23 protein-coding genes are annotated in these 22,411 nt (G+C 41.3%); all 23 read right to left on the reverse strand.

All coding sequences use genetic code 11. The annotated features are described in order from the left end of the window. Positions 1–4 precede the first annotated feature (4 nt). Entirely contained in the window at positions 5–1,321 is a 1,317-nt protein-coding gene (gene fliI / locus ACP69X_RS06300; RefSeq protein ID WP_024424174.1) for a flagellar protein export ATPase FliI, read from the reverse strand. Further along, positions 1,318–2,082, reverse strand: coding sequence for a flagellar assembly protein FliH (gene fliH, locus ACP69X_RS06305; RefSeq protein ID WP_411264373.1), 765 nt, complete (start codon positions 2,080–2,082; stop codon positions 1,318–1,320). The genes fliI and fliH overlap by 4 nt, the downstream gene beginning before the upstream one ends. Continuing rightward, on the reverse strand, positions 2,075–3,091 hold the full coding sequence (fliG, locus tag ACP69X_RS06310) for a flagellar motor switch protein FliG (RefSeq protein WP_034281776.1): 1,017 nt from the start codon (positions 3,089–3,091) through the stop codon (positions 2,075–2,077). The genes fliH and fliG overlap by 8 nt, the downstream gene beginning before the upstream one ends. An 11-nt stretch (positions 3,092–3,102) precedes the next feature. Next, positions 3,103–4,695: a flagellar basal-body MS-ring/collar protein FliF gene (gene fliF, locus ACP69X_RS06315; RefSeq protein ID WP_039178517.1), complete on the reverse strand. Its 1,593-nt coding sequence runs from the start codon at positions 4,693–4,695 to the stop codon at positions 3,103–3,105. 49 nt (positions 4,696–4,744) lie between these two features. After that, positions 4,745–5,062: a flagellar hook-basal body complex protein FliE gene (gene fliE, locus ACP69X_RS06320; protein ID WP_039178515.1), complete on the reverse strand. Its 318-nt coding sequence runs from the start codon at positions 5,060–5,062 to the stop codon at positions 4,745–4,747. Between the two features lie 11 nt (positions 5,063–5,073). Beyond that, on the reverse strand, positions 5,074–5,526 hold the full coding sequence (gene flgC, locus ACP69X_RS06325; RefSeq protein ID WP_024424179.1) for a flagellar basal body rod protein FlgC: 453 nt from the start codon (positions 5,524–5,526) through the stop codon (positions 5,074–5,076). Further along, complete coding sequence (gene flgB / locus ACP69X_RS06330; RefSeq protein WP_039178512.1) at positions 5,526–5,915, reverse strand: flagellar basal body rod protein FlgB; 390 nt, start codon at positions 5,913–5,915, stop codon at positions 5,526–5,528. Before flgB ends, flgC begins: the two co-directional genes overlap by 1 nt. Before the next feature lie 288 nt (positions 5,916–6,203). Then, positions 6,204–6,983: a GTP-sensing pleiotropic transcriptional regulator CodY gene (gene codY, locus ACP69X_RS06335; RefSeq protein WP_007499612.1), complete on the reverse strand. Its 780-nt coding sequence runs from the start codon at positions 6,981–6,983 to the stop codon at positions 6,204–6,206. Positions 6,984–7,017: 34 nt separating this feature from the next. Continuing rightward, entirely contained in the window at positions 7,018–8,418 is a 1,401-nt protein-coding gene (hslU, locus tag ACP69X_RS06340; RefSeq protein ID WP_024424180.1) for an HslU--HslV peptidase ATPase subunit, read from the reverse strand. A gap of 16 nt (positions 8,419–8,434) precedes the next feature. After that, positions 8,435–8,980, reverse strand: coding sequence for an ATP-dependent protease subunit HslV (hslV, locus tag ACP69X_RS06345; protein ID WP_024424181.1), 546 nt, complete (start codon positions 8,978–8,980; stop codon positions 8,435–8,437). 14 nt (positions 8,981–8,994) lie between these two features. Beyond that, positions 8,995–9,912: a tyrosine recombinase XerC gene (gene xerC, locus ACP69X_RS06350; protein WP_041084864.1), complete on the reverse strand. Its 918-nt coding sequence runs from the start codon at positions 9,910–9,912 to the stop codon at positions 8,995–8,997. A 62-nt stretch (positions 9,913–9,974) separates the two neighbouring features. Beyond that, positions 9,975–11,279 (reverse strand): FADH(2)-oxidizing methylenetetrahydrofolate--tRNA-(uracil(54)-C(5))-methyltransferase TrmFO, encoded by a 1,305-nt coding sequence (trmFO, locus tag ACP69X_RS06355; protein WP_024424183.1) that lies wholly within the window; start codon positions 11,277–11,279, stop codon positions 9,975–9,977. Positions 11,280–11,349: 70 nt separating this feature from the next. Further along, positions 11,350–13,425, reverse strand: coding sequence for a type I DNA topoisomerase (gene topA, locus ACP69X_RS06360; RefSeq protein ID WP_024424184.1), 2,076 nt, complete (start codon positions 13,423–13,425; stop codon positions 11,350–11,352). A 193-nt stretch (positions 13,426–13,618) separates the two neighbouring features. Continuing rightward, positions 13,619–14,521, reverse strand: coding sequence for a DNA-processing protein DprA (gene dprA / locus ACP69X_RS06365; protein WP_041084865.1), 903 nt, complete (start codon positions 14,519–14,521; stop codon positions 13,619–13,621). A gap of 63 nt (positions 14,522–14,584) precedes the next feature. Continuing rightward, on the reverse strand, positions 14,585–15,487 hold the full coding sequence (sucD, locus tag ACP69X_RS06370) for a succinate--CoA ligase subunit alpha (RefSeq protein ID WP_007499624.1): 903 nt from the start codon (positions 15,485–15,487) through the stop codon (positions 14,585–14,587). A gap of 22 nt (positions 15,488–15,509) precedes the next feature. Continuing rightward, positions 15,510–16,670, reverse strand: a complete 1,161-nt coding sequence (sucC, locus tag ACP69X_RS06375; protein ID WP_024426972.1) for an ADP-forming succinate--CoA ligase subunit beta — start codon at positions 16,668–16,670, stop codon at positions 15,510–15,512. Between the two features lie 176 nt (positions 16,671–16,846). Next, positions 16,847–17,122 carry a FlhB-like flagellar biosynthesis protein gene (locus ACP69X_RS06380; RefSeq protein ID WP_003211418.1) on the reverse strand — a complete coding sequence of 92 codons (276 nt, stop codon included), beginning with the start codon at positions 17,120–17,122 and terminating at the stop codon, positions 16,847–16,849. After that, complete coding sequence (locus ACP69X_RS06385) at positions 17,119–18,858, reverse strand: hypothetical protein (protein ID WP_041084866.1); 1,740 nt, start codon at positions 18,856–18,858, stop codon at positions 17,119–17,121. The genes ACP69X_RS06380 and ACP69X_RS06385 overlap by 4 nt, the downstream gene beginning before the upstream one ends. A 26-nt stretch (positions 18,859–18,884) precedes the next feature. Next, positions 18,885–19,649 (reverse strand): ribonuclease HII, encoded by a 765-nt coding sequence (locus tag ACP69X_RS06390; RefSeq protein WP_305960443.1) that lies wholly within the window; start codon positions 19,647–19,649, stop codon positions 18,885–18,887. A 76-nt stretch (positions 19,650–19,725) separates the two neighbouring features. Continuing rightward, on the reverse strand, positions 19,726–20,574 hold the full coding sequence (ylqF, locus tag ACP69X_RS06395; protein WP_024424188.1) for a ribosome biogenesis GTPase YlqF: 849 nt from the start codon (positions 20,572–20,574) through the stop codon (positions 19,726–19,728). 90 nt (positions 20,575–20,664) lie between these two features. After that, positions 20,665–21,012, reverse strand: coding sequence for a 50S ribosomal protein L19 (rplS, locus tag ACP69X_RS06400; protein ID WP_008354510.1), 348 nt, complete (start codon positions 21,010–21,012; stop codon positions 20,665–20,667). Between the two features lie 137 nt (positions 21,013–21,149). After that, positions 21,150–21,884, reverse strand: a complete 735-nt coding sequence (gene trmD, locus ACP69X_RS06405; RefSeq protein ID WP_041084868.1) for a tRNA (guanosine(37)-N1)-methyltransferase TrmD — start codon at positions 21,882–21,884, stop codon at positions 21,150–21,152. Further along, entirely contained in the window at positions 21,881–22,405 is a 525-nt protein-coding gene (gene rimM / locus ACP69X_RS06410) for a ribosome maturation factor RimM (RefSeq protein WP_047202151.1), read from the reverse strand. Before rimM ends, trmD begins: the two co-directional genes overlap by 4 nt. Positions 22,406–22,411 lie beyond the last annotated feature (6 nt).

The following is a 22,411-nucleotide window of genomic DNA, read 5'->3' on the forward strand; positions in this document are numbered from 1 at the left end:
TTTGTCAATCCTCTCTATTCATCAAACTGAGCAATAAACTCACACTGTCTTCAATAGATACAGCCTCTTCTACATCCTGCTTCAAAAATGAAATCAGATGAGGGTAAGCCTGCATGGCCTCATCAATATCTTTAGAGGAGCCTTTTTTATATGCTCCAATATTTATGAGGTCTTCAGCGTTTTGATAAGTGGATAAAAGCTGGCGGAACCGGTTAGCCGCTTCCTTGTGATCATGACTTGCGATATTGCTCATGACACGGCTGATACTTTTTAGAATATTAACAGCGGGAAATTGTCCTTTATTGGCTAAAGCACGATCAAGTACAATGTGGCCATCCAGGATCCCCCTCACTGTATCAGCGATCGGTTCATTCATATCGTCCCCATCAACAAGCACTGTGTAAAACGCTGTGATCGAACCAAGCTGATTTGTCCCAGTTCGTTCGAGCAATTTTGGCAGTATAGCGAACACTGATGGTGTATATCCTTTAGTTGTGGGCGGCTCGCCAGTTGCAAGACCTATTTCCCTTTGCGCCATGGCAACCCTCGTAACAGAATCCATCATAAACATGACATTTTTGCCTCTGTCCCTGAAATACTCCGCAATGGCTGTTGCTGTATACGCAGCTTTCAGTCTCGTCAGTGCAGGCTGGTCAGAAGTTGCGACGACAACAATTGATCGCTTCAGTCCTTCAGCACCTAAATCCTTTTCAATAAACTCACGAACTTCACGGCCACGCTCTCCAACAAGGGCAATGACATTGAGGTCTGCTTCTGTCTGCTTTGCAATCATCCCCATTAAGGTACTTTTTCCAACACCACTTCCGGCAAAAATCCCGATCCTTTGACCAGTGCCAACTGTGAGCAGACTGTCGATGACTCTAACGCCGACACCCATCTTTTCTCGAATAGGTGGTCTGTCCATCGGATTTGGGGGTGACTGATCTGTCGAAACAGGTGCAAGTCCTTTTGGAAGCATACTGCCATCAAGCGGATCACCGAAGGCATCAACGACTTCACCAATTAATCCAGTCCCTACTTTGACCTTCAGCGACTCACCCGTCGCTTCCACAAGACTTCCTGGTGAAATATTGGATGCTTCTACATAAGGCATGAGCAGAATGTTTTCATCTCTAAACCCAACGACCTCTGCTTTTATCGGATGGTGCTTGCTCCCTTTTTTATGAATGAGACACACGTCACCGATCGAACTTTCCGGCCCCTTCGATTCAATCATCAATCCAACCACTCGGTTGACTTTACCAAATCGTTTATAAGGATCAGCGGTTTCAATCGTTTCTTTTAACACATCCATTTTCATTTGTGATCACCTGAATCAATGACTTCTAATAATTTTTCTTTCAACTGATTCATTTGGGTATCAACACTCGCTTCCACTTTTCCAAAACTTGTTTCTACGTAACAAGTTCCTTTTGGCGCTTTTTCATCCGAGTAAATGGCAAGATGTGTATCCTTTTGAAGGATTCTAATCAATTCGTCTTTATATTCCATCACATGCTCGTAATGTTCAGGGTCAACATAGATGGAAATATCGTCATATTCTTTCACTTCTGAAATGACCTGCTTCACAAGAGCCAAAAATTGATCGTTCGTCTCCTCAGCTGCATTCCAAACGCGTTTGGCGAGTTCAAAAGCGAGTTCCACAATTTGCTCAGCAGAGCTTTCAATTTTTTCTTCGTAGTCCTGCCTTGCAAGACCGGCGATGTCATTTGCTTGATCAAGAATAGCTTGGTACTGCATTTTCGCATCTGCTTCGCCCTTTTGAAAGCCGTCTTGATAACCTGTTTGTTTCGCTTCTTCAATGAGCTGTATTCTTTCTTCTTCAAAATCAGTTCTGCGCTGATTGATTTCAGCCATTGTTTTTTCCAGCTCACTGTTTGCTTGTTCTAATATGCGGCTCGCCTGATCTTCTGCATCACTAAGTACAAGCTGCGATGCTTCGGTTTCATTGACAAGCTCTTCTTCGTGATGTTCTCTTTTAAACTCCACTTGCTGTAAAGGAATCGTTTGCCGTCCTTGTTCAGGAATAACAGATGTTTCATGTTTGATAATCCTAGACAATGATATCGTCTCCTCCGCCTCGAGCTATGACGATTTCTCCAGCTTCCTCAAGTCGTCTTACGATGCTGACAATACGGGTTTGTGCTTCCTCGACATCTCTAAGCCGGACAGGACCCATAAACTCCATTTCTTCTTTGAATGTTTCGACCATCCGCTGTGACATGTTGCGGAAGACAATTTCTTTGACCTCTTCGCTTGCCACTTTGAGTGCGAGCAATAAGTCATCATTTTCAACATCTCTGATGACGCGCTGAATCGCTCTGCTGTCAAGAGTGACAATATCTTCAAAGACAAACATACGTTTCTTAATTTCATCAGCAAGTTCAGGATCTTGAATTTCAAGTGTGTCTAAAATGGTCTTCTCCGTAGCACGGTCTACACCATTTAGCACTTCCACCACTGCTTCGACTCCGCCTGTTTGCGTGTAGTCCTGCGTAAAGGTTGAAGACAGCTTTTGTTCAAGAATGCGTTCCACCTCATTGATGATCTCTGGAGATGTGCGGTCCATTAAGGCAATACGTCTCGCAACCTCAGTTTGTACTTCCTCGCCTAACTCAGATAAAATTTGCCCAGCCTGCACTGGATCCAGGTAGGAAAGGATGAGCGCAATCGTTTGTGGATGCTCATGCTGGATAAAGTTTAAAATTTGTTCTGGATCAGCCTTTCGAGCAAAATCAAATGGTTTTACTTGAAGAGAGGATGTTAACCGGTTTAAGATGCTGTCCGCTTTGTCCTCACCAAGCGCTTTTTCAAGCACTTGTCTTGCGTACATAAGACCACCCTGTGATATGTAGTCCTGCGCGATGGCAATGCTGTGAAACTCTTCGATGACTTCATCTTTTTTAGCAGTATCTACACTTCGTACATTGGAAATTTCTAATGTTAACTTTTCTATTTCGTCTTCAGACAGATGTTTGTATACAGATGCTGACACGTCTAGCCCTAAGGAAATCATTAGGATTGCTGCTTTTTGTCTGCCTGTTAGTCGATTTGGATCTTTTCTCGACATGTGTATTCCTCCTAATCCTCGGACAGCCAGCTGCGTAGCAATTTAGCAAAGTCTTCTGGTTTTTCTTTTGCCATTTTTTCAAGCTGATTTTTTCTCACCATTTCTTCTGTTTCTGGTTCAGTGTCGATATCAGGAACATCGATTGGTGTACGTTCATCAAACTCAAACTCTTCTTCCTCATCTCTTCTACGCTTGCGTACAAGAAGAATGATAAGAGCGATAATTGCAAGTAGGAGCACACCGCCTACAATATAAACCCAGATTGGAATATTGTTTGAAGGGTTATCTGCCGCAGTTTGCTGTTTACCGTCTAATTTTGATACTGATAAAACGATTTTGTTATCTAAGTCTGCTTGAGTGAGCGCTTGACCATTTGTGTATTCTTTATCAATCGATGTGCTAATGATCGTTGAAAGAATCTTTTTGATATCATCTTGTCTTTCAGCTGTTAAAGAGTTTGCATCGTTTGCAGTTGGTGGTTCGACCAACGCTTGAATGCCAACATCTCTAATTTTATAAGGGCTTTCTTTGATATCTTTATGAATGCGGTTGACTTCATAATTGATACGATCTTCACTCTTTTCGTAATCTCCGCTTCCATTCGCTCCATCGGCACCTTGATAATTTGTGACATCATCGTCACCTGTTCCAGCTGTGCCTCCAGCTGCTGCTCCATTGCCTGAATATGTTTCAGCAATCTTTTCAGCGCTGACAGCAATCCCCTGCATGTTTTCTTTATCAACAGGTTCTACAAGATCTTCTTTTCTTTTTTCTTCAGTAAAATCAATGTCTGTTGTGACCGATACAGCCACTTTATCTTGACCCATCATTGTTCCGAGCAGCTGCTGAATTTTTCTTTGAAGATTCTTTTCGATTTCCTCTTTTTTCTGCTGCTGTGCATCCATTCCACTTGCATAAGAATCGGAGCTGGTGTTTAAGTCGTAGTAGTTGGAATCTTGGTCCATAATGACAATGTTTTCTGTTTTTAAATTCGGCACACTTTTTGAAATAAGATGATAAAGGCCTTTTACTTGCTGCGGCGTAAGCGTGTAGCCAGGCTCAACTTGCAGCACAATGGATGCTGATGCATTACTTTGCTCTTCTCCAACAAAAACGGAATCTTTTGGCAGGTTAATCATCACTTTTGAATCTTTAATCCCATCAATTGTGTTGATCAGATTGGATAGTTCTGTCTGAGTTGCGTCTACTTTCAGAACATCAAATTCATTATCTGTTAAACCGAAGCCTGAATTGTTTGCAAAGAAGGAATAATCAATGTTGCCTGTCTTAGGAAGCCCTTCAGATGCGAGTGTTACTTTTAAAGAGTCTGCTTGCTTTTCTGGAACGAGAATCGTTGTTCCATTGTTTGCAAGTTCCGATTTAACGTTTTTGCCATCTAGTTCCTGTTTGATTTGTCCAGCTTCTGCCTCAGACAAGTCTCTAAAGAGCGGAACCATTTTTTCAGAAGAAGCAAAGATGCTAACAACCGTAATAATGATTGCTAGGGCAGCAACGCCGCCAATCATGAGTATTTTTTGTAATTTTGATCGATTTCGCCAAAACTCAACTGTTTTTGTTCTTAATTGCATTAAAGTACGATTCATCTTAACCCCCGGTCATTCCATTCAGTCTTTTTTTGTCCACCAGCACCTCCTACATCTGCATTCTCATAATCTCTTGGTACGCTTCGACTGCTTTATTTCGAAACTCTGTCGCAGCTGTGAGTGTGACACTCGCTTTTTGTGAAGCAATCATGACTTCATCGAGATTGACATCTTTTCCTTGTGCAAGCGCATTTGTATACTGGTCTGATTTCAGCTGTGATTGATTTAATGCCTCAATGGAATTCTTCAGCACATCAGAGAAATTCGTTTGACTTTTAGGTGCAGCCGCCTGCAAGGACGATGCATTCGTCAATTCACTTGCTTGCTGAGCGGTTTGAAGCTGGAAAGGAGATATTGCATTAACCAATTCTTTTCACCTTACTTTCCTATTTCTAAAGCTTTCATCAGCATGCTTTTGTTCGCATTTAGAGCAGTCACGTTTGCTTCATATGATCTTGAGCTGCTGATGAGGTCGACCATTTCTTTTAATGGATCGACATTTGGTGTTTGAACATATCCATTTTCATTGGCATCGGGATTTGTAGGATCATATTGAAGGTTGAATGGAGTTTCGTCTTCAGTAATCTTTGTTACTTTGACGCCGTTTCCTAATTTGCCGCTTGAATTCATACTTGAGTTCAATATAGATGAAAATGATTCACCTGACGGCTGTAATGTGACAAGCTTACGTCTATATGGCTCCCAGTTACCATCAACCTGTTTAGCTCTTGTTGTATCCATATTTGCAAGGTTTGAGGATACAACGTCCATTCTGAGCCTCTGTGCCGTTAATGCTGAGGCCGAAGCGTTCACTCCTGAAAAAATCGACATCACTTACCTCCTGTCAAAACTGTTTTAAGAGAATTAAATTTCCCGCTCATTCTTTCCACCAAAGCATTATACTGAATTTGGTTTTTAGCGAGTTCACTCATCTCTTGATCAATATCGACATTATTTCCGTTTTCTTGATATGAAGTACGGTTGCTAGAAACAACTGAATAATTAGACCCTGTTTTCGAAAAATCAATGTGACCTTGGTATGTTTTTTTAGCATCTAATTTGTTCGATGCATCATTTAGCATGTCATGGAATGCGACGTTTTTCGACTTGTAGTTCGGTGTGTCTATATTCGCGATATTATTGCTTATGACTTTTTGCTTAACATTCGCTCTGCCCAAGGCATTCTCAAGGTTGCTTATCGTTCCAGAAAATATATCCAAAACCATATACCTCCAATCATATGTATTTCATTCCATTTAATCATGTCGAGATTTGTAAAACCATATGTTCATTGTAAGAAATAATAGGATTAAAGTCTATGATGTATATGTAAAAAAAACTCGTAATATATATCTATTTTACGAATAGGTACAAAGGCCTAGATTCAAAGCACTACAGATTTGTAAGGGGTTTCTTGGAAAAAAGAGTGACATTTTTCGGACAAATCCTCATTTTTTCACATAAAAAAACCCTTTTCAGCATTTATTTCGGCCAAAAAGGGTTTTTGATTAATGAGATTTTAAATTTTCGAGTTCAATTAAAAATTTGTTATTTAACACTTTGATGTACGTTCCCTTCATTCCAAGAGAACGAGATTCGATTACGCCTGCACTTTCTAACTTACGTAAGGCGTTTACGATCACTGATCGAGTGATCCCTACACGGTCTGCAATTTTACTTGCGACAAGAAGACCTTCGTTTCCATCAAGCTCTTCAAAAATGTGTTCAATCGCTTCAAGCTCACTGTATGAAAGAGAGCTAATCGCCATTTGGACAACCGCTTTACTTCTTGCTTCTTCTTCAATTTCCTCTGCTTTCTCGCGAAGAATCTCCATTCCAACAACTGTTGCCCCGTATTCAGCAAGAATTAAATCATCATCTGTGAATGTATCTTGTAAGCGGGACAGGATTAACGTACCTAAACGATCTCCTCCGCCGATAATTGGAACAATTGTTGTTAAACCTGATTGGAATAAGTCACGGTTCTCAATCGGGAAAGCTGTATATTCACTGTTAATATCAAGGTTTGAAGACGTTTCTGGGACATTGAATAGACTCTTTGTATATTCTTCAGGGAACTGACGATCTTCAAGCATTTTTTTCATACGTGCATTTTCGATCTGTTGATTAATGGAGTAGCCAAGAAGCTTTCCTCTTCTGCTTAATACGAAAATGTTTGAATCAATGACATCTCTCAGTGTTTCTGCCATTTCTTTGAAATTAACTGGTTTCCCCGCTGCATCTTGCAGCATTGAGTTAATAATCCTTGTTTTTTGTAGTAACGCCATAATAATGATCCTCCTAGATTACTTTATTCATTTGTTAAAGTATAAATTGACTTAAATCTTTGTTATTTGCAATCTTTCCTAGCTTCTCTTCGACATACTGAGGGGTAATGGTCACTGTCTCCATCGTAATATCAGGCGCCTCAAATGAAAGCTCTTCAAGCAGCTTCTCAAGTATGGTATGAAGCCTTCTTGCACCGATGTTATCTGTCTCCTGATTGACATGATAAGCCACTTCGGCAATCTTATGAATAGCATCGTCAGAAAATTCAAGAGATATACCTTCTGTTTCAAGTAAAGCTTTATATTGCTTTAATAATGCATTATCTGGTTCCGTTAAGATTTTCACAAAGTCTTCTATACTTAATTTATCTAATTCTACACGGATTGGGAAGCGCCCCTGAAGCTCTGGAATCAAATCTGATGGCTTTGCCATATGAAATGCACCTGCTGCAACAAAAAGCACATGATCTGTTTTAACAGCACCATATTTCGTCATCACAGTTGAACCTTCTACAATCGGTAAAATATCACGCTGAACCCCTTCACGAGAAACATCTGCAGATGATGCACCGCCGCTTTTGGCGATTTTGTCGATTTCATCGATAAAAATAATTCCTTGCTGCTCTGCTTTGTAGACCGCTTCCTGACTGACTTCATCCATATCAATCAGTTTTGAAGCTTCCTCAGCCGTTAACGCCTTTCTTGCTTCTCTAACAGTCAGCTTTCTGCGTTTTTTCTTTTTAGGCATGAGATTGCCGAGCGCATCCTGCATGTTCATACCCATTTGCTCCATACCCGAGCCTTGAAGCATATCAAACATGGAAGGCTGCTGTTCTTCTACTTCAATCGTGACGTAATGATCTTCAAGTTCTCCCATAGCCAGCTGATGAGCGATTCGCTTTCTTGTCGATTCGAGTTCCACTTCTTCATTTGAATGATCTCGATCACGGTCATCTTCATCTGAACCGCCAAACAGCATCTCAAAAGGATTTTTCACAGACTGGCTTTTTTTCTTACCAGGAACAAGCAAATGAACAAGACGTTTATTTGCTTGCTTTTCTGCTTCTTCTTGAACATCTTTCATCTTTTCTTCTTTGACAAGTCTAATCGCTGTTTCAACTAAATCTCTCACCATGGACTCTACATCACGGCCAACATAACCCACTTCAGTAAATTTCGTCGCTTCCACTTTAATAAAAGGCGCTCCAGAAATTCGAGCAATTCTGCGGGCAATTTCTGTTTTCCCCACACCTGTTGGGCCAATCATTAAAATGTTTTTAGGAACGACTTCATCCTTTAGCTTATCATGTAAAAGACTTCTTCTGTAACGGTTTCTTAAAGCCACCGCCACTGCTTTTTTTGCATCAAGCTGACCAATGATGTATTGATCAAGCTTTTCAACTATCTCTCTTGGGGTGAACGGCTTTTTCTCCATACGTCTCATGTCCTTTCTATTCAAGCTCTTCTAAAGTGATTTGATCGTTCGTGTAGACACAGATTTCTCCGGCCGTTTCAAGAGCGGCCTTTGCAATTTCTCTCGCTGAGAGATGATCGCCTGCATGGGTTTTGAGTGCTCTCCCGGCGCTAAGCGCATAGTTGCCGCCTGAGCCAATTGCCAAAATCCCATCATCTGGTTCGATGACCTCTCCAGTTCCAGAGACGAGCAGGATGCTTTCTTTGTTCATGACGATGAGCATGGCCTCAAGCTGCCTTAGCATCTTATCACTTCGCCATTCCTTCGCTAGTTCTACGGCTGCCCGCTTTAAATTACCACCATATTCTTCAAGCTTTGTTTCAAACTTTTCAAAGAGTGTAAAAGCATCTGCTACTGAACCTGCAAAACCTGCAAGCACCTTGCCTCCGAAAAGACGACGCACTTTTTTTGCTGTGTGTTTCATCACGACAGCCTGCCCGAAAGTCACTTGACCGTCGCCAGCCATTGCACTTTTTCCTTTATGTTGAACGGCAAAGATGGTTGTTGCATGAAATGATGACATGAAAAAACCTCCTTTTAGGATCGTTTAAAAGCCCTTGGGTGGTGAGACATGTACGTGTTTCTTAAAGAATCTTTTGATACATGCGTGTACACCTGTGTAGATGATAAATTTGAATGACCGAGAAGTTCTTGAACACTTCTCAAATCCGCCCCCTCGTTTAAGAGATGCGTGGCAAAGGTGTGCCTTAACATATGAGGATGGATATGTAATGTACCTGACGCCTTTTTCATTAATTCAGTGAGAATGAATCGAACACCTCGGTCTGTAAGAGGCGTCCCGCGCTGATTCAAAAACACATGTGCATCAGCGCGGTCTTTCCCCTTATACTTCAGCTTCTGCCTTCCATCCTCTAAATAAGTAATGAGCGCTTCATGAGCATATGACCCGAAAGGAACATATCGCTGCTTGCTGCCTTTCCCATGAACAAGCACTGTATCCATCGATAAATCAAGATCAGATTCTTTTAATGAACATAACTCACTGACCCTCATACCTGTTGCATAAAGAAGTTCTAAAATGGCTTGATTTCTTTGCCCCAGCGGTGTGCTGACATCAGAAACTGAAAAAAGCTCTTTTAGTTCCTCCTCATACAAAAATGAAGGAATCCGCTTATCCTGTTTTGGTAAGCTAACGAGTAAAAAAGGATTTTCTTTCACAAGCTGTTCTCTTAATAAAAATTTATAAAAGCTGCGAAGCGCAGAGACTTTCTTACTAATCGTTCTTCTTGTCAGGCCTTTTTCATAAGCTTCTGTTAAATAAATTCTCGTATCTTGATAGGATACCTCTTCAAAACCGTCTATTCCTTGAATGTTCATAAATCTGACAAACTCTTCAATGGCTTCTGTATATCCTGAGATCGTTAAAGCTGAATAGTTTTTTTCAATTTGCAGATATTCAATGAATAAGTGGACAAGACGCTGTTTATTCGTCATTTTTACACCTCTTTAAGGCTTTTAAATGGTATCACATATCTTGCTTTCCGTGCAATGTTTTACTACAGAGATTTCGAAATAGTTTGAATAGTTTCGATTGCGCGCTTAGCATACTCCGCATAACGTTCTTGTTTGTTTTTAATTCGAACACCTAGATCTTTCAGCAAACCAAAATTCGCATTCATCGGCTGGAAGCTTTTCTTGTTTGTCGATGTAATGTAATGAGCCATACTGCCAATCGCCGTCTCCTCAGGAAGTGTTACAAGCTCTTCTCCTTTGACAAAACGAGCAGCGTTAATGCCAGCCACAAGCCCGGACGCTGCTGACTCGACATACCCTTCAACACCTGTCATTTGTCCGGCAAAGAACAGGTCATCTCTATTTTTAAACTGATAAGTCGGTCTTAAAAGGCTTGGCGAGTTAATAAATGTATTACGGTGCATTACGCCGTAACGAACAATCTCCGCTTCTTCAAGACCTGGAATCAAACGGAATACTTCCTTTTGATCGCCCCACTTCAGATGTGTCTGGAAGCCAACGATGTTATATAGAGTACCTGCTGCATCATCCTGTCTTAATTGAACAACAGCGTAAGGTCTTTTTCCTGTTTTCGGATCTTCAAGTCCTACTGGCTTCATCGGACCAAACAGCATCGTTTTCTTTCCTCTTTTCGCCATTACTTCAATTGGCATGCAGCCTTCAAAGAAGATTTCTTTTTCAAATTCTTTTAATGGCACAGTTTCAGCAGAAATGAGCGCCTCATAAAAACGATCGAATTCTTCTTCTGTCATTGGACAGTTTAAATAAGCGGCTTCTCCTTTGTCATAGCGTGATTTCAAGTACACCTTATCCATATCAATGCTATCTTTCTCTAAAATAGGTGCCGCTGCATCGTAGAAATAGAGATATTCTTCTCCTGTTAACGATTTTAATTCTTTTGAAAGTGCTTCTGATGTCAGCGGGCCAGTCGCGATAATTGTCGGACCTTCTGGAATGCTTTGCACTTCTTCTTGAAAGACCGTAACATTCGGATGATTTTTCACGCGGTCTGTCACGTTTGCTGCAAATTCATGACGGTCTACTGCAAGCGCGCCCCCTGCAGGAACTGAGCTTTCATCTGCCGCTGCGATAATGGCTGAATCTAAATGACGCATTTCTTCCTTTAATACACCTACTGCATTTGTCAAAGCATTCGCACGCAATGAGTTGCTGCATACAAGCTCCGCAAATTTATCTGTGTGGTGAGCCGGGGTTTGTTTAACAGGTCTCATTTCATATAAATTGACTTTAATACCTCTTTTAGCGATTTGCCATGCAGCTTCACTTCCAGCTAACCCTGCTCCGATCACATTTACAAATTGACTCATTGTACAACTCTCCTATTTCGTAAGTTCTGTTTGATGACATAAAAAAGCAGGTGAACAAGGCTGCTCACCGCTATTTTTGTTGTTCCTCTTTATAATCACAGTTCACACATTGAACTTGAACGCCTTTTTTCAGCTTTTTCTCTACAAGCATATTTTCGCATTTTGGACACTTTCTTTCTATTGGTTTGTCCCAAGAGACGAATTCACACTCTGGAAAACGATCACAGCCGTAAAAAATGCGGCGTTTCTTCGATTTTCGTTCAACGATGTTTCCTTCATGACATGATGGGCATTTGACACCGATATCTTTGACAATTGGTTTTGTGTTACGGCAGTCAGGAAAGTTAGAGCATGCCATGAACTTACCGTATCTCCCCATTTTGTACACCATCGGATGTCCGCACTCTTCACAATCAACACCTGCGTATTCCGGCTCAATCTCAACTTCTTGCATTTCTGCTTCTGCTTTTTCTACCCGTTTTGCAAAGTCTTGATAGAAGCTGTCGATAATACGAACCCATTCGATCGTACCTTCTTCAACACTGTCAAGTTCCTTTTCCATTTTCGCTGTAAATTCAACGTTAATGATTTCAGGGAAGAATTCGATGATTAAGTTAAGTACAATCTCTCCAAGCTCTGTCGGAGTAAATCGTTTATTATCAAGTGCGACATAACCGCGCTTTTGAATCGTATCTAATGTTGGTGCATACGTAGATGGACGGCCTATACCGAGCTCTTCAAGTGTTTTGACCAGTCTTGCCTCAGTGTAGCGCGGAGGCGGCTGTGTGAAGTGCTGTTCAGGTTCGATATCTTTTGAAAGAACTGTATCTCCTTCTTTCAGATCAGGAAGCATTTTGTCCTTTTCCTCGAGCTGGTCGTCCTTTCCTTCCACATAAACCTTCATAAATCCAGGGAATTTGACTTTACTTCCATTCGCACGGAAAGTAAGACCGTTATGATCAAGATCCACACTCATTGTATCAAGAACAGCCGGCGCCATTTGGCTTGCCACGAATCGTTCCCAAATCAATTTGTACAGGCGAAGCTGATCACGGCTTAGCACGTGCTTGACATCTGCCGGTTTTCTTAACGTAGAAGTTGGGCGGATGGCTTCGTGAGCATCTTGTGCATTTTCATTCTTTTTAGCTGTTCGTTTTGTTGTGTTTAAGAAATTTTTGCCGTACGTCTGATCAATGAAGGCAGATACTTCTTCAATCGCCGTATTGGAAATACGTGTTGAGTCCGTTCTCATATATGTAATGAGACCGACTGTACCTTCTTTACCAAGATCAATTCCTTCATATAATTGCTGTGCAATCATCATTGTCTTTTTCGCACGGAAGTTTAATTTTCTTGCAGCTTCCTGCTGTAAAGTAGAAGTCGTAAACGGAACAGCTGGATTACGTTTACGCTCTTTTTTCGTTACTTTCTCTACAGAGAATTTGCTTCCCTTTAATTTCGAAAGGATTTCTTTTACATCTTCTTTTGTTTTCAATGGATGTTTTTTGCCATTGAGGCCAAAGAAACTTGCTTCGAAGCTTTCTTTTCCTTTAAGGAATGTACCGTCAATTGTCCAGTATTCTTCTGGTTTAAATTCATTAATTTCATTCTCGCGATCAATAATCAGGCGGAGTGCAACTGATTGAACACGTCCGGCACTTAAGCCCTTTTTCACTTTCTTCCATAAAATCGGACTGATTTTATACCCAACGAGACGATCTAAAATCCGTCTTGCCTGCTGCGCATCAACTAAGTCCATATTGATCATACGTGGATGCTTAAAGGAATCTTTAATCGCATCCTTTGTAATCTCGTTAAAAACAACGCGGCAGTCAGAAGAGAGGTCAAGGTCAAGGCTGTGTGCTAAATGCCAAGCAATCGCTTCTCCCTCTCTATCGGGGTCAGCTGCGAGATAGACTTTCTTTGCTTTTTTCGCCGCTGTTTTTAATTCTTTTAAAACTGGGCCTTTCCCGCGAATCGTAATATATCTCGGTTCGAAGTCATGCTCAGTGTCAACACCGAGCTGACTTTTCGGTAAATCCCTTACGTGCCCCATTGAAGCTTTTACTTTATACTTCTTTCCTAAATAACGCTCAATCGTTTTCGCCTTTGCTGGCGACTCAACGATGACTAAATAATCAGCCATACTCAAAATCCCCCTTAAGAGGTGTTCTCTCTTTATACATTTCACAATTCATATTTATGTTAATTGCACCTATCTAACAGGCAATCGTTAAAAATTCTTTATGATGAACATCATTATAAACACGAAAAACAAAGTGTAAACTTAAATCCTCACTATTATTAAATATTCCGATGTCTTTTGTCAAACGATATTTTTATGAGAGTTCAGTATATTGAACGTTGCTGAAGGAGAATTCCTCTAAAATATCCTTTGTGGAATGAACAAGCTTTGCCCCCTGCTGAATGAGTCTTGCCGGACCTGTGGAATTAGAATCAAATATGGATCCGGCAACCGCAAATACTTCTTTGCCTTGCTCAAGCGCTTGATAGGCTGTAATAAGAGAACCGCTCTTTTCTTTGCACTGAATCACGATGGTCCCTTTCGTCAATGCACTAATTAAACGATTTCTCATTGGAAAATGCCACTTTTCTGGCTTGACATAAGGCGGATGCTCTGACAAAAGCAAATGATGCTCGCCCATATATTGAGCCATTTGCACATGCTCTTTTGGGTATAAATGCTGAAAGCCGCCTGCTATAATGCCGATCGTTTTCCCTTTGTTCCTGATGCACTCTTTATGTGCAAGTCCATCGATTCCTTTAGCTAGACCACTAACAATCATCCACTCTTCTTTGACAAGCTCACCAACAATTTTTTTCACACATGCTTCTCCATAAGACGATGGAAGTCGCGTACCGACTACACCTAAACTTTTTTCTTCATTTAAATATGATACGTTTCCTTTTAGGAATAACACAGGGGGAGGATCATAAATATTTTTTAGTGTGCTTGGATATAAGGGTGATGTGATGGGAATCATGTGAATGTTTTGCTCTAAATAGGCTTGAACGATGTGTTGAAAAATGGGGAATTCATTTTCTTCAGCTTGTTTTAAGCGGGTAAAGTCGATCGTTTGGAATGCTCGATCCTGTTTAAAATGATGTGTTTCTTCATTTATATATAGCTCAGGATCGACTTTCCACCATTTTGTAAGTAAAGAGGGTGAGATGAGGCCTTTTAAGCGGTGAAAAATCATTCTTTCGGACACGTTGTACATACCATTCCTCCAGTATAAGATAGAAAGAAGAAGACTTGTCAAAGAACAAGTCTTCTTGTGTCATTAATGCGTTTTACAAGCTTCGAAGAGATTCTTCTCTTTTAATACTTTAATCAACGTTTCTCCCATGACAGATGGTGTTTCTGCCACTTCAATTCCACATTCACGCATTGTTTTTACCTTTTCATCAGCTGTTCCTTTACCACCAGAAATAATGGCACCAGCATGTCCCATACGTTTTCCTGGAGGCGCCGTTTTACCGCCAATAAAGCCTACGACTGGTTTAGTCATATTTGCTTTTACCCATTCAGCTGCTTCTTCTTCAGCCGTACCGCCGATTTCACCGATCATAATCACAGCATGCGTTTCAGGGTCTTCATTGAATGCTTTTAACACATCAATAAAGTTTGTCCCATTTACCGGGTCCCCCCCGATTCCTACAGCTGTCGATTGACCAACGCCAGCTTCTGAAAGCTGATGTACCGCTTCATATGTAAGCGTTCCAGAACGAGAAACAACACCCACATGACCTTTTTTATGAATGTAGCCAGGCATGATACCAATTTTACATTCTTCAGGTGTAATGACACCTGGGCAGTTTGGTCCAACAAGTCTTGTTTTCTTACCTTCCATGTAACGCTTCACTTTGACCATGTCAAGCACTGGAATATGTTCAGTAATACAAATGACGAGATCGACTTCTGCGTCAACAGCCTCTAAAATGGCATCCGCCGCAAATGGTGCTGGTACATAGATAACAGAAGCGTTCGCTCCAGTTGTTTGAACTGCTTCAGATACAGTATTAAATACAGGAACTCCTTCTACTTCAGTTCCACCTTTTCCAGGTGTGACACCGCCAACAATATTTGTTCCGTACTCAATCATTTGTTTTGTATGGAATAATGCGGTTGAACCGGTAATCCCCTGAACAATTACTCTCGTATTTTTATTAATAAATACACTCATTTAGGTTCCCTGCCTTTCTGCTCTACTTGACTAAAGATACAATCTTTTCTGCCCCGTCAGCCATAGACTCAGCAGAAGTGATATTTAAGCCTGAATCACTCAGGATTTTCTTCCCTAATTCAACGTTTGTTCCTTCAAGACGTACAACAAGTGGTAATGTTAAGCCGACTTGTTTCGTCGCTTCAACAACACCTTCTGCAATGACATCACATTTCATGATGCCGCCAAAAATGTTCACGAAAATCCCTTTTACATTTTGATCAGATAAGATGATTTTAAATGCTTCCGTTACTTTTTCAGCTGTTGCACCGCCGCCAACATCTAGGAAGTTTGCAGGGTCCCCGCCGTAATGCTTGATGATATCCATTGTAGACATCGCAAGACCTGCTCCATTGACCATACAGCCAATATTTCCATCTAGAGAAATGTAGCTTAAGTCATATTTAGATGCTTCAATTTCTTTTGGATCCTCTTCATCAAGGTCACGGTATTCTAATATATCTTTTTGTCTATATAAGGCATTGCTATCAAAGTTTAATTTTGCATCAAGTGCCATGACTTTTCCATCGCCTGTTACAACCAGTGGATTAATCTCAGCAATTGAACAATCTTTTTCAATAAACGCATTGTAAAGGCTTGTCATAAACTTAACAGCTTGGCCAACTAATTTTGTTGGAATATTAATTTTAAATGCTACTTCTCTCGCCTGATAGCCTTGCAAGCCAATCGCTGGATCGATAACAACTTTCACGATTTTTTCTGGCGTTTTTTCTGCTACTTCTTCAATTTCAGTACCGCCTTCTTCAGATGCCATCAATACAATTCTTGATGTCGCTCTGTCCAAAACTAGTCCAACATAGTATTCCTTTTGAATATCGCAGCCTTCTTCAATAAGTAAGCGTTTTATTTCGCGCCCTTCAGGCCCTGTTTGATGTGTGACAAGTGTCTTGCCGAGTAATTCCTCTGCAAACCCTTTCACTTCATCTTTCGTTTTTGCAATTTTTACCCCGCCTGCTTTACCACGGCCGCCTGCATGAATCTGTGCTTTTACGACATATACAGAGCTCCCTAGCTCTTCTGATGCTTTCACTGCTTCATCAGGTGTAAATGCTACTTTACCATTTGGAACTGAAACCCCATATTTTCTTAGGATTTCTTTTCCTTGGTACTCATGGATATTCATTTCCCATCCTCCCAACATATGTAGAAACAAAAATTATAAAATAGACTGCGCTTTCATTTTAAAGAATAAAAAAGAGAATGTCTAGGGTTCTATGTAAAATCGTAAAATCCTTCTAAACATTCAAACTTTTATTTTATTAAAAATATAAATTTTTCAGTCAAATCACTTATTTTACCTTATTTTTTCATTTTTTGATCTAACCTGTAGATAAACGAAAAAATTTCTGCTACAGTATCGTATAACGCTTCAGGGATCTCCTCATCTAATGTTAAGTGGCGCATGAGTTCGACTAAATTGCGGTCTTCCTGGATAGGGACTCCCGACTTTTTTGCTTCTTCAATAATATGATCTGCCACATAGCCGCTGCCTGTTGCAACGACTTTTGGCGCCTTTTGTTTTTCTTCATCGTAATGCAGAGCGACCGCTCTTCTAAGCGGTTTCGAATCCTTCATACTCGTAAGTCCAGCCCTTTCTCGCTGATTTTATGAAAGTGTTCATCTAGAAATTGAGACGGATCTACTGGCTCTTGTCTCTTTTTTGCTGTAATTCCCGTTAAACTGTATCCTAGAGCATTTAAATTCTCCCGAACAGCCGGAATCATCGGATTAATGGTTCCTTGCAGTTCATGAGCTGTCTCGACAGTAATGGACATGACCTTTTGCTGAATCGTACAGTCTATTAAGGTTTCTTCAAGGTTTTCCATGTTTAAATAAAACATCAGGCGGCACTGAGAAATATCAATAGAGCCATCTTTTTTCTTATGTCCCTTTAGTATAAAGGTTAAATCTTGAACACTATGTTTTGAGAAAAGAGGATAGGAAACCATCATTTGACTGACGGTTTGGTTCTCCTGCTGCACAAATAACTGTCCATTCAATCTATGAAATAATTGATCCACTTCTTTTTTAACGTGCTCTGGTAAATCAGCCTGTCTCACATCATTTAAGGTAAGCTTTAATTGGTGCAGCTCCTGACTTTTGACATCCTGGCTGCCTTTTTCAAGCAGTTTTAGCATACCAATTTCATCACGCACACCGATTGCCTTTTTCATCGTCATTAGTAAATCGAGCACATCAGTTTTATTGCTTAATGTTGGTTCAGTCTGCTGCACCGCCTGAGCCAATGCTTTCGCCTCCGGTTTCGAAAGGAATGGAAACTCTTTTTGCAATACAGCTGCTTTTGCGTCAGGCTGAGAGCCTGCCTGCTGGAGTCCGTGCAGCAATGCTGTGAGCTGTTTTAAGTTTGGTTCTTGCTGCCCGTCTGCACCTTGTTTCATCAAGCTGGCCAGTATCCGCTCAATTTGCTGAAGCGGGATTTGCAGCTCTTTTGGACTTGTTGACTGCTGCTGCACGTTTGTCTGAAGAACTTGGGACGGCAGACGCTCTTGAACGATTGGGGCATGGCTATTTTCTTTTTGCTGAGACGGATTGAGCTGAGTCGTTACTGGTAAACTGCCGCCTTGCTTCGCCTCGCCTTCTCTCGCTGCTAGAAGGACTGATAAGAGCTTTTCTGCATGGACGGCTGTCTCTGCATCTACAACTGACCGAACGGCTTGTGTAAGGGTCTGTGTAGCATCTGTGTGCTTCGGAAGCTGTGTTAATTGATTTAGCAGCGCTGTTATATCCTGATGAAGAGCAGAGGATGATTTCACGGCTAAAATAGATTGAAGTACCCCTTGCTGGATCGGTAAATCTTTCTTTAAAGCAAAGAGGAGTGCTTGGAGCCCTTTCTTCACATCAGCTCCTTGAAGCTGTTCGATCCATTTCACTGCCGTTTTTAACTCTCCTTCGTTAATGACGGACTTTTCCTTTAAAAAAGCTGTAGCTGTCAGCATGTTTTCAAGCCCATTTTTAAGTGAAAGTCCTTCTAATAGTTTGGCTGCTGCATCCTTTAACGTCTTAGGATCTTGATCAAATTGCTGAACGGGTCTTAGTTTATTGAGGCTGCCGCCGCCCTCTTGTTCAAATTGGAACCAATAAAATGCGTCTGCTTTAAGCTGGGCCGCCAGCTGCGCTTTTATTTTCGTTGAGCCTATTTGGACAAGGGCTGTATCATCTCCAAGCATTTTTAGTACTTTACCGAGAATCAGCCGATGAACATTTTCCTTCCCTTCGGTGTTTAATGGAACAGATTCAGCCGTATTCAGCCGGCTATTCAGTGCTGTATGTATGTCCTCAACTCTTGTCATCACAGGCAGCCTCCTTAGATTAAAATTTATGATATAACAGATTTCACTGGCGCAAACGATAATCGGTGGATTGGGACCGCACCATGTGTTTGAATCGCAGCCAAGTGCTCTTTCGTTCCGTATCCTTTATGTTTTTCAAATTGATACTCAGGATACTTACGCCCATACTCTTCCATGATCTGATCCCTAGTCACCTTCGCAATACATGCACCTGCTGCAATGGATGCACTCTTTGCATCTCCTTTTATGATATTCTCCTGGTGAGTTGAAAGCGGGAGTGTCATGGCATCTATGAGTAGATAATCTGGTGTATAAGTTAACTGCTCCACAGCTCTCACCATCGCCAGTCTTGATGCTTCATAAATATTGATTTCGTCAATCGTAGCTGCATCAACAATGCCGATTCCGATATCAAGTGCTTCTTTTTGAATTAAATCATAATAAGCCAATCTTTTTTTCTCAGATAATTGCTTTGAGTCGTTTAAACCGAGCAGGACTGTATCTTCCTTTAATATGACGGCTGCTGCCACAACTGGGCCGGCGAGCGGTCCTCTTCCTGCTTCATCTATTCCAGCAATACACGTGTATCCCTGCGCCTTTGCTTTGTTTTCAAATTGCAGCATGTCATCCCATGCCACGCGAAGTGCTTGCTGCTTTTCTCTCTCTTTGTGCCACTTTTCTATGAGTTTTTGGACACTTTTTCTCGTATCACCTTTTACAAGCTCACGAATGTATGACTCGTCGCCTGCATGCTTTTCTATTAGTTCTTTTATTTGTTTCACCGTGTACATAGGCTTTTTCGCAGCCTCCTTCTTTATATCGGCAGTTTTTCGCAAAAAATAAAGACCCGCATGAGCTGCGTGTCTTTTAGCTTTCAGGCTTCTCAAAAGTGAGGGGACCAAATTTTTCTGTTCGAATATCCCGAATAATGATTTCGGTGGTTTTGTCATAGTTAATGAATCCCCCGCTCATTAGACAGCCGCGCTTAGTACCAATTGCATCAAACAGCTCAACCGTATCTTCAGGTATCTCCGCTAGGTCATAGCGTTTTTTTAATCGCTCTGGGTAGTTCTCTTCTAGAAAACGAAGTGCATACACAGCGACATCCTGTAAGTTGATGATCGAATCTTTGATCGCTCCAGTCACCGCAAGTCTGAGTCCTACTTGTTCATCTTCAAACTTCGGCCAGAGGATTCCAGGGGTATCGAGCAGTTCTAATTCTTTCCCTACCTTTACCCATTGCTGTGATGTCGTTATACCAGGGCGGTCTCCTGTTTTGGCAATGTTCTTTTTCGCTAAACGATTGATTAAGGTCGATTTTCCGACATTGGGAATCCCGATAATCAGTGCTCGAATGGCACGTGGTTTGACGCCTTTTGCTTTCATGCGGTCGAACTTTTCTTTTAAAATTTCTTTTGAAGTTGTGATGATCTGATTTAACCCTTGTCCATCGACAGAGTTAATAGCCAGTGACCGAACGCCTTGCTGCTCAAAATGCGCCTGCCACTCCTTTGTCATACGAGGATCTGCTTTATCAGCTTTGTTTAATAGCATGATTTTGGGTTTGTTTTGAAGGATTTCTTCGATCATTGGGTTTCTAGAGGACATCGGAATTCTTGCATCGGTTAATTCAAATACGATGTCGATGAGCTTTAATTTTTCTGTGACTTCACGTCTTGCTTTTGCCATATGGCCTGGAAACCATTGAATCGTCATATGTGCACCTTCTCTCTTCTACCTGTTATCTTTATACATTGTACAAAAAAAGAGCCTGTTACAGGTAACAAGCTCTTTCCTTTGATATCATTATCGTCTGATTTCTTTGATACGAGCCGCTTTACCGCGAAGTTCACGTAGGTAGTAAAGTTTCGCACGACGTACCTTACCGTGACGTACAACTTCGATCTTAGCGATTTTTGGTGTGTGTACAGGGAATGTACGCTCAACGCCTACACCGTAAGAGATCTTACGAACTGTGAAAGTTTCGCTGATTCCACCACCACGACGCTTAATTACAACACCTTCAAAGATCTGGATACGCTCACGAGTACCCTCGACAACTTTAACGTGTACACGTAAAGTGTCACCAGGACGGAACGCAGGAAGATCAGTGCGTAATTGTTCTTTTGTGATTTCTTCAATCAAATGTTGCATCGTTTTCAACTCCTTCCAACAGATGCTCATGTCCTCTTTCTTCATTGCAGCGGAACATCGTTTTCAAACTTGGATCAGCAAGCCGTCCAAGTCACAAGTAGTATCATACCATACCTCTATGCCGTGTGCAATACAATCTAGTCATTATGAAGCTGCCAAAGCCATCTTTTTTCTTCTTCCGTTAACGTTTTGCACGAATCGATCAAATCTGGCCGTCTTGTATAGGTTCGCTTCAATGATTCTTTGCGCCGCCACTCTTCTATTTTGGCATGATTTCCAGAGAGGAGCACATCCGGCACTTTTAGTCCTTTATAATCCGCTGGCCTTGTATAGTGCGGGTGCTCAAGCAGACCTGTACTGAATGAATCTTCGATGTGAGACGCTTCTTTTCCAAGCACATGAGGCAAAAGCCTGACCACACTGTCTGCAATCATCATCGCTGGCAGCTCTCCGCCTGTGAGGACGAAATCTCCGATTGAGATCTCATCTGTGACAAGATGCTCCCTGATGCGCTCATCGTAGCCTTCATAGTGGCCGCAAATGAACATAAGATGCTCTTCTTTTGCAAGTTCTTCTGCCTTCTTTTGTGTATATCTTTCCCCTTGAGGACAGACAAGAATAACTCGGGGCTTCGTGCTTGCTTTCTTCGTTAAATCTTCTACCGCATCAAATACGGGCTGTGCTTTCAGTACCATACCAGCACCGCCGCCATACGGATAGTCATCCACTGTTTTATGCTTATGATCCGAATACTCTCTAAAATTGACAACATGAAATGAGACAGCTTCTTTCTCCTGTGCTTTTTTTAAGATTGATGAGTGAAGCACACCTTCGAACATTTCAGGAAAAAGGGTTAAGAAGTCGATTTTCATTCGTCAATGAGTCCTTCCATCACTTCAATGTGTACAGTTTTGGATGAGATATCAATGTTTTTGACGACAGATGGAATATATGGAATGAGGGCATCTTTTTTGCCTTTTCTTCCAATCACCCACACATCATTTGCCCCTGGTGTAAGAATTTCTTTGATTTGACCGATCAGCTTGTCCTCTTCATCGTATACTTCACAGCCAATGATTTGGTGGAAATAAAATTCTCCTTCGTCTAATGACCCAAGATGTTCTTTTTCTACCTTTAAGATCGACTCTTTCAGAAGCTCTGCTTCATTTAATGAGTTGATTTCTTCAAATGTGAGCAAATCAAACTGTTTGTGCTGGCGGTGTGATGCAACAGTCACTTTCAGCGGCTCTTTTTGACCTTGTTTAAAAATATAGAGCACGCTTCCCTTTTTGTAGCGCTCTTCTGGGAAATCCGTCTTTGACACGACGCGTACTTCTCCGCGCACTCCGTGTGTATTGACGATTTTCCCTACATTCAACCATTCTAGCTCCATGTTCTC

Origin of the sequence: Bacillus sp. DC4300-2b2, from assembly GCF_049895685.1 — a bacterium.
In the GTDB taxonomy this organism is placed as follows: Bacteria; Bacillota; Bacilli; order Bacillales; family Bacillaceae; genus Bacillus; species Bacillus safensis.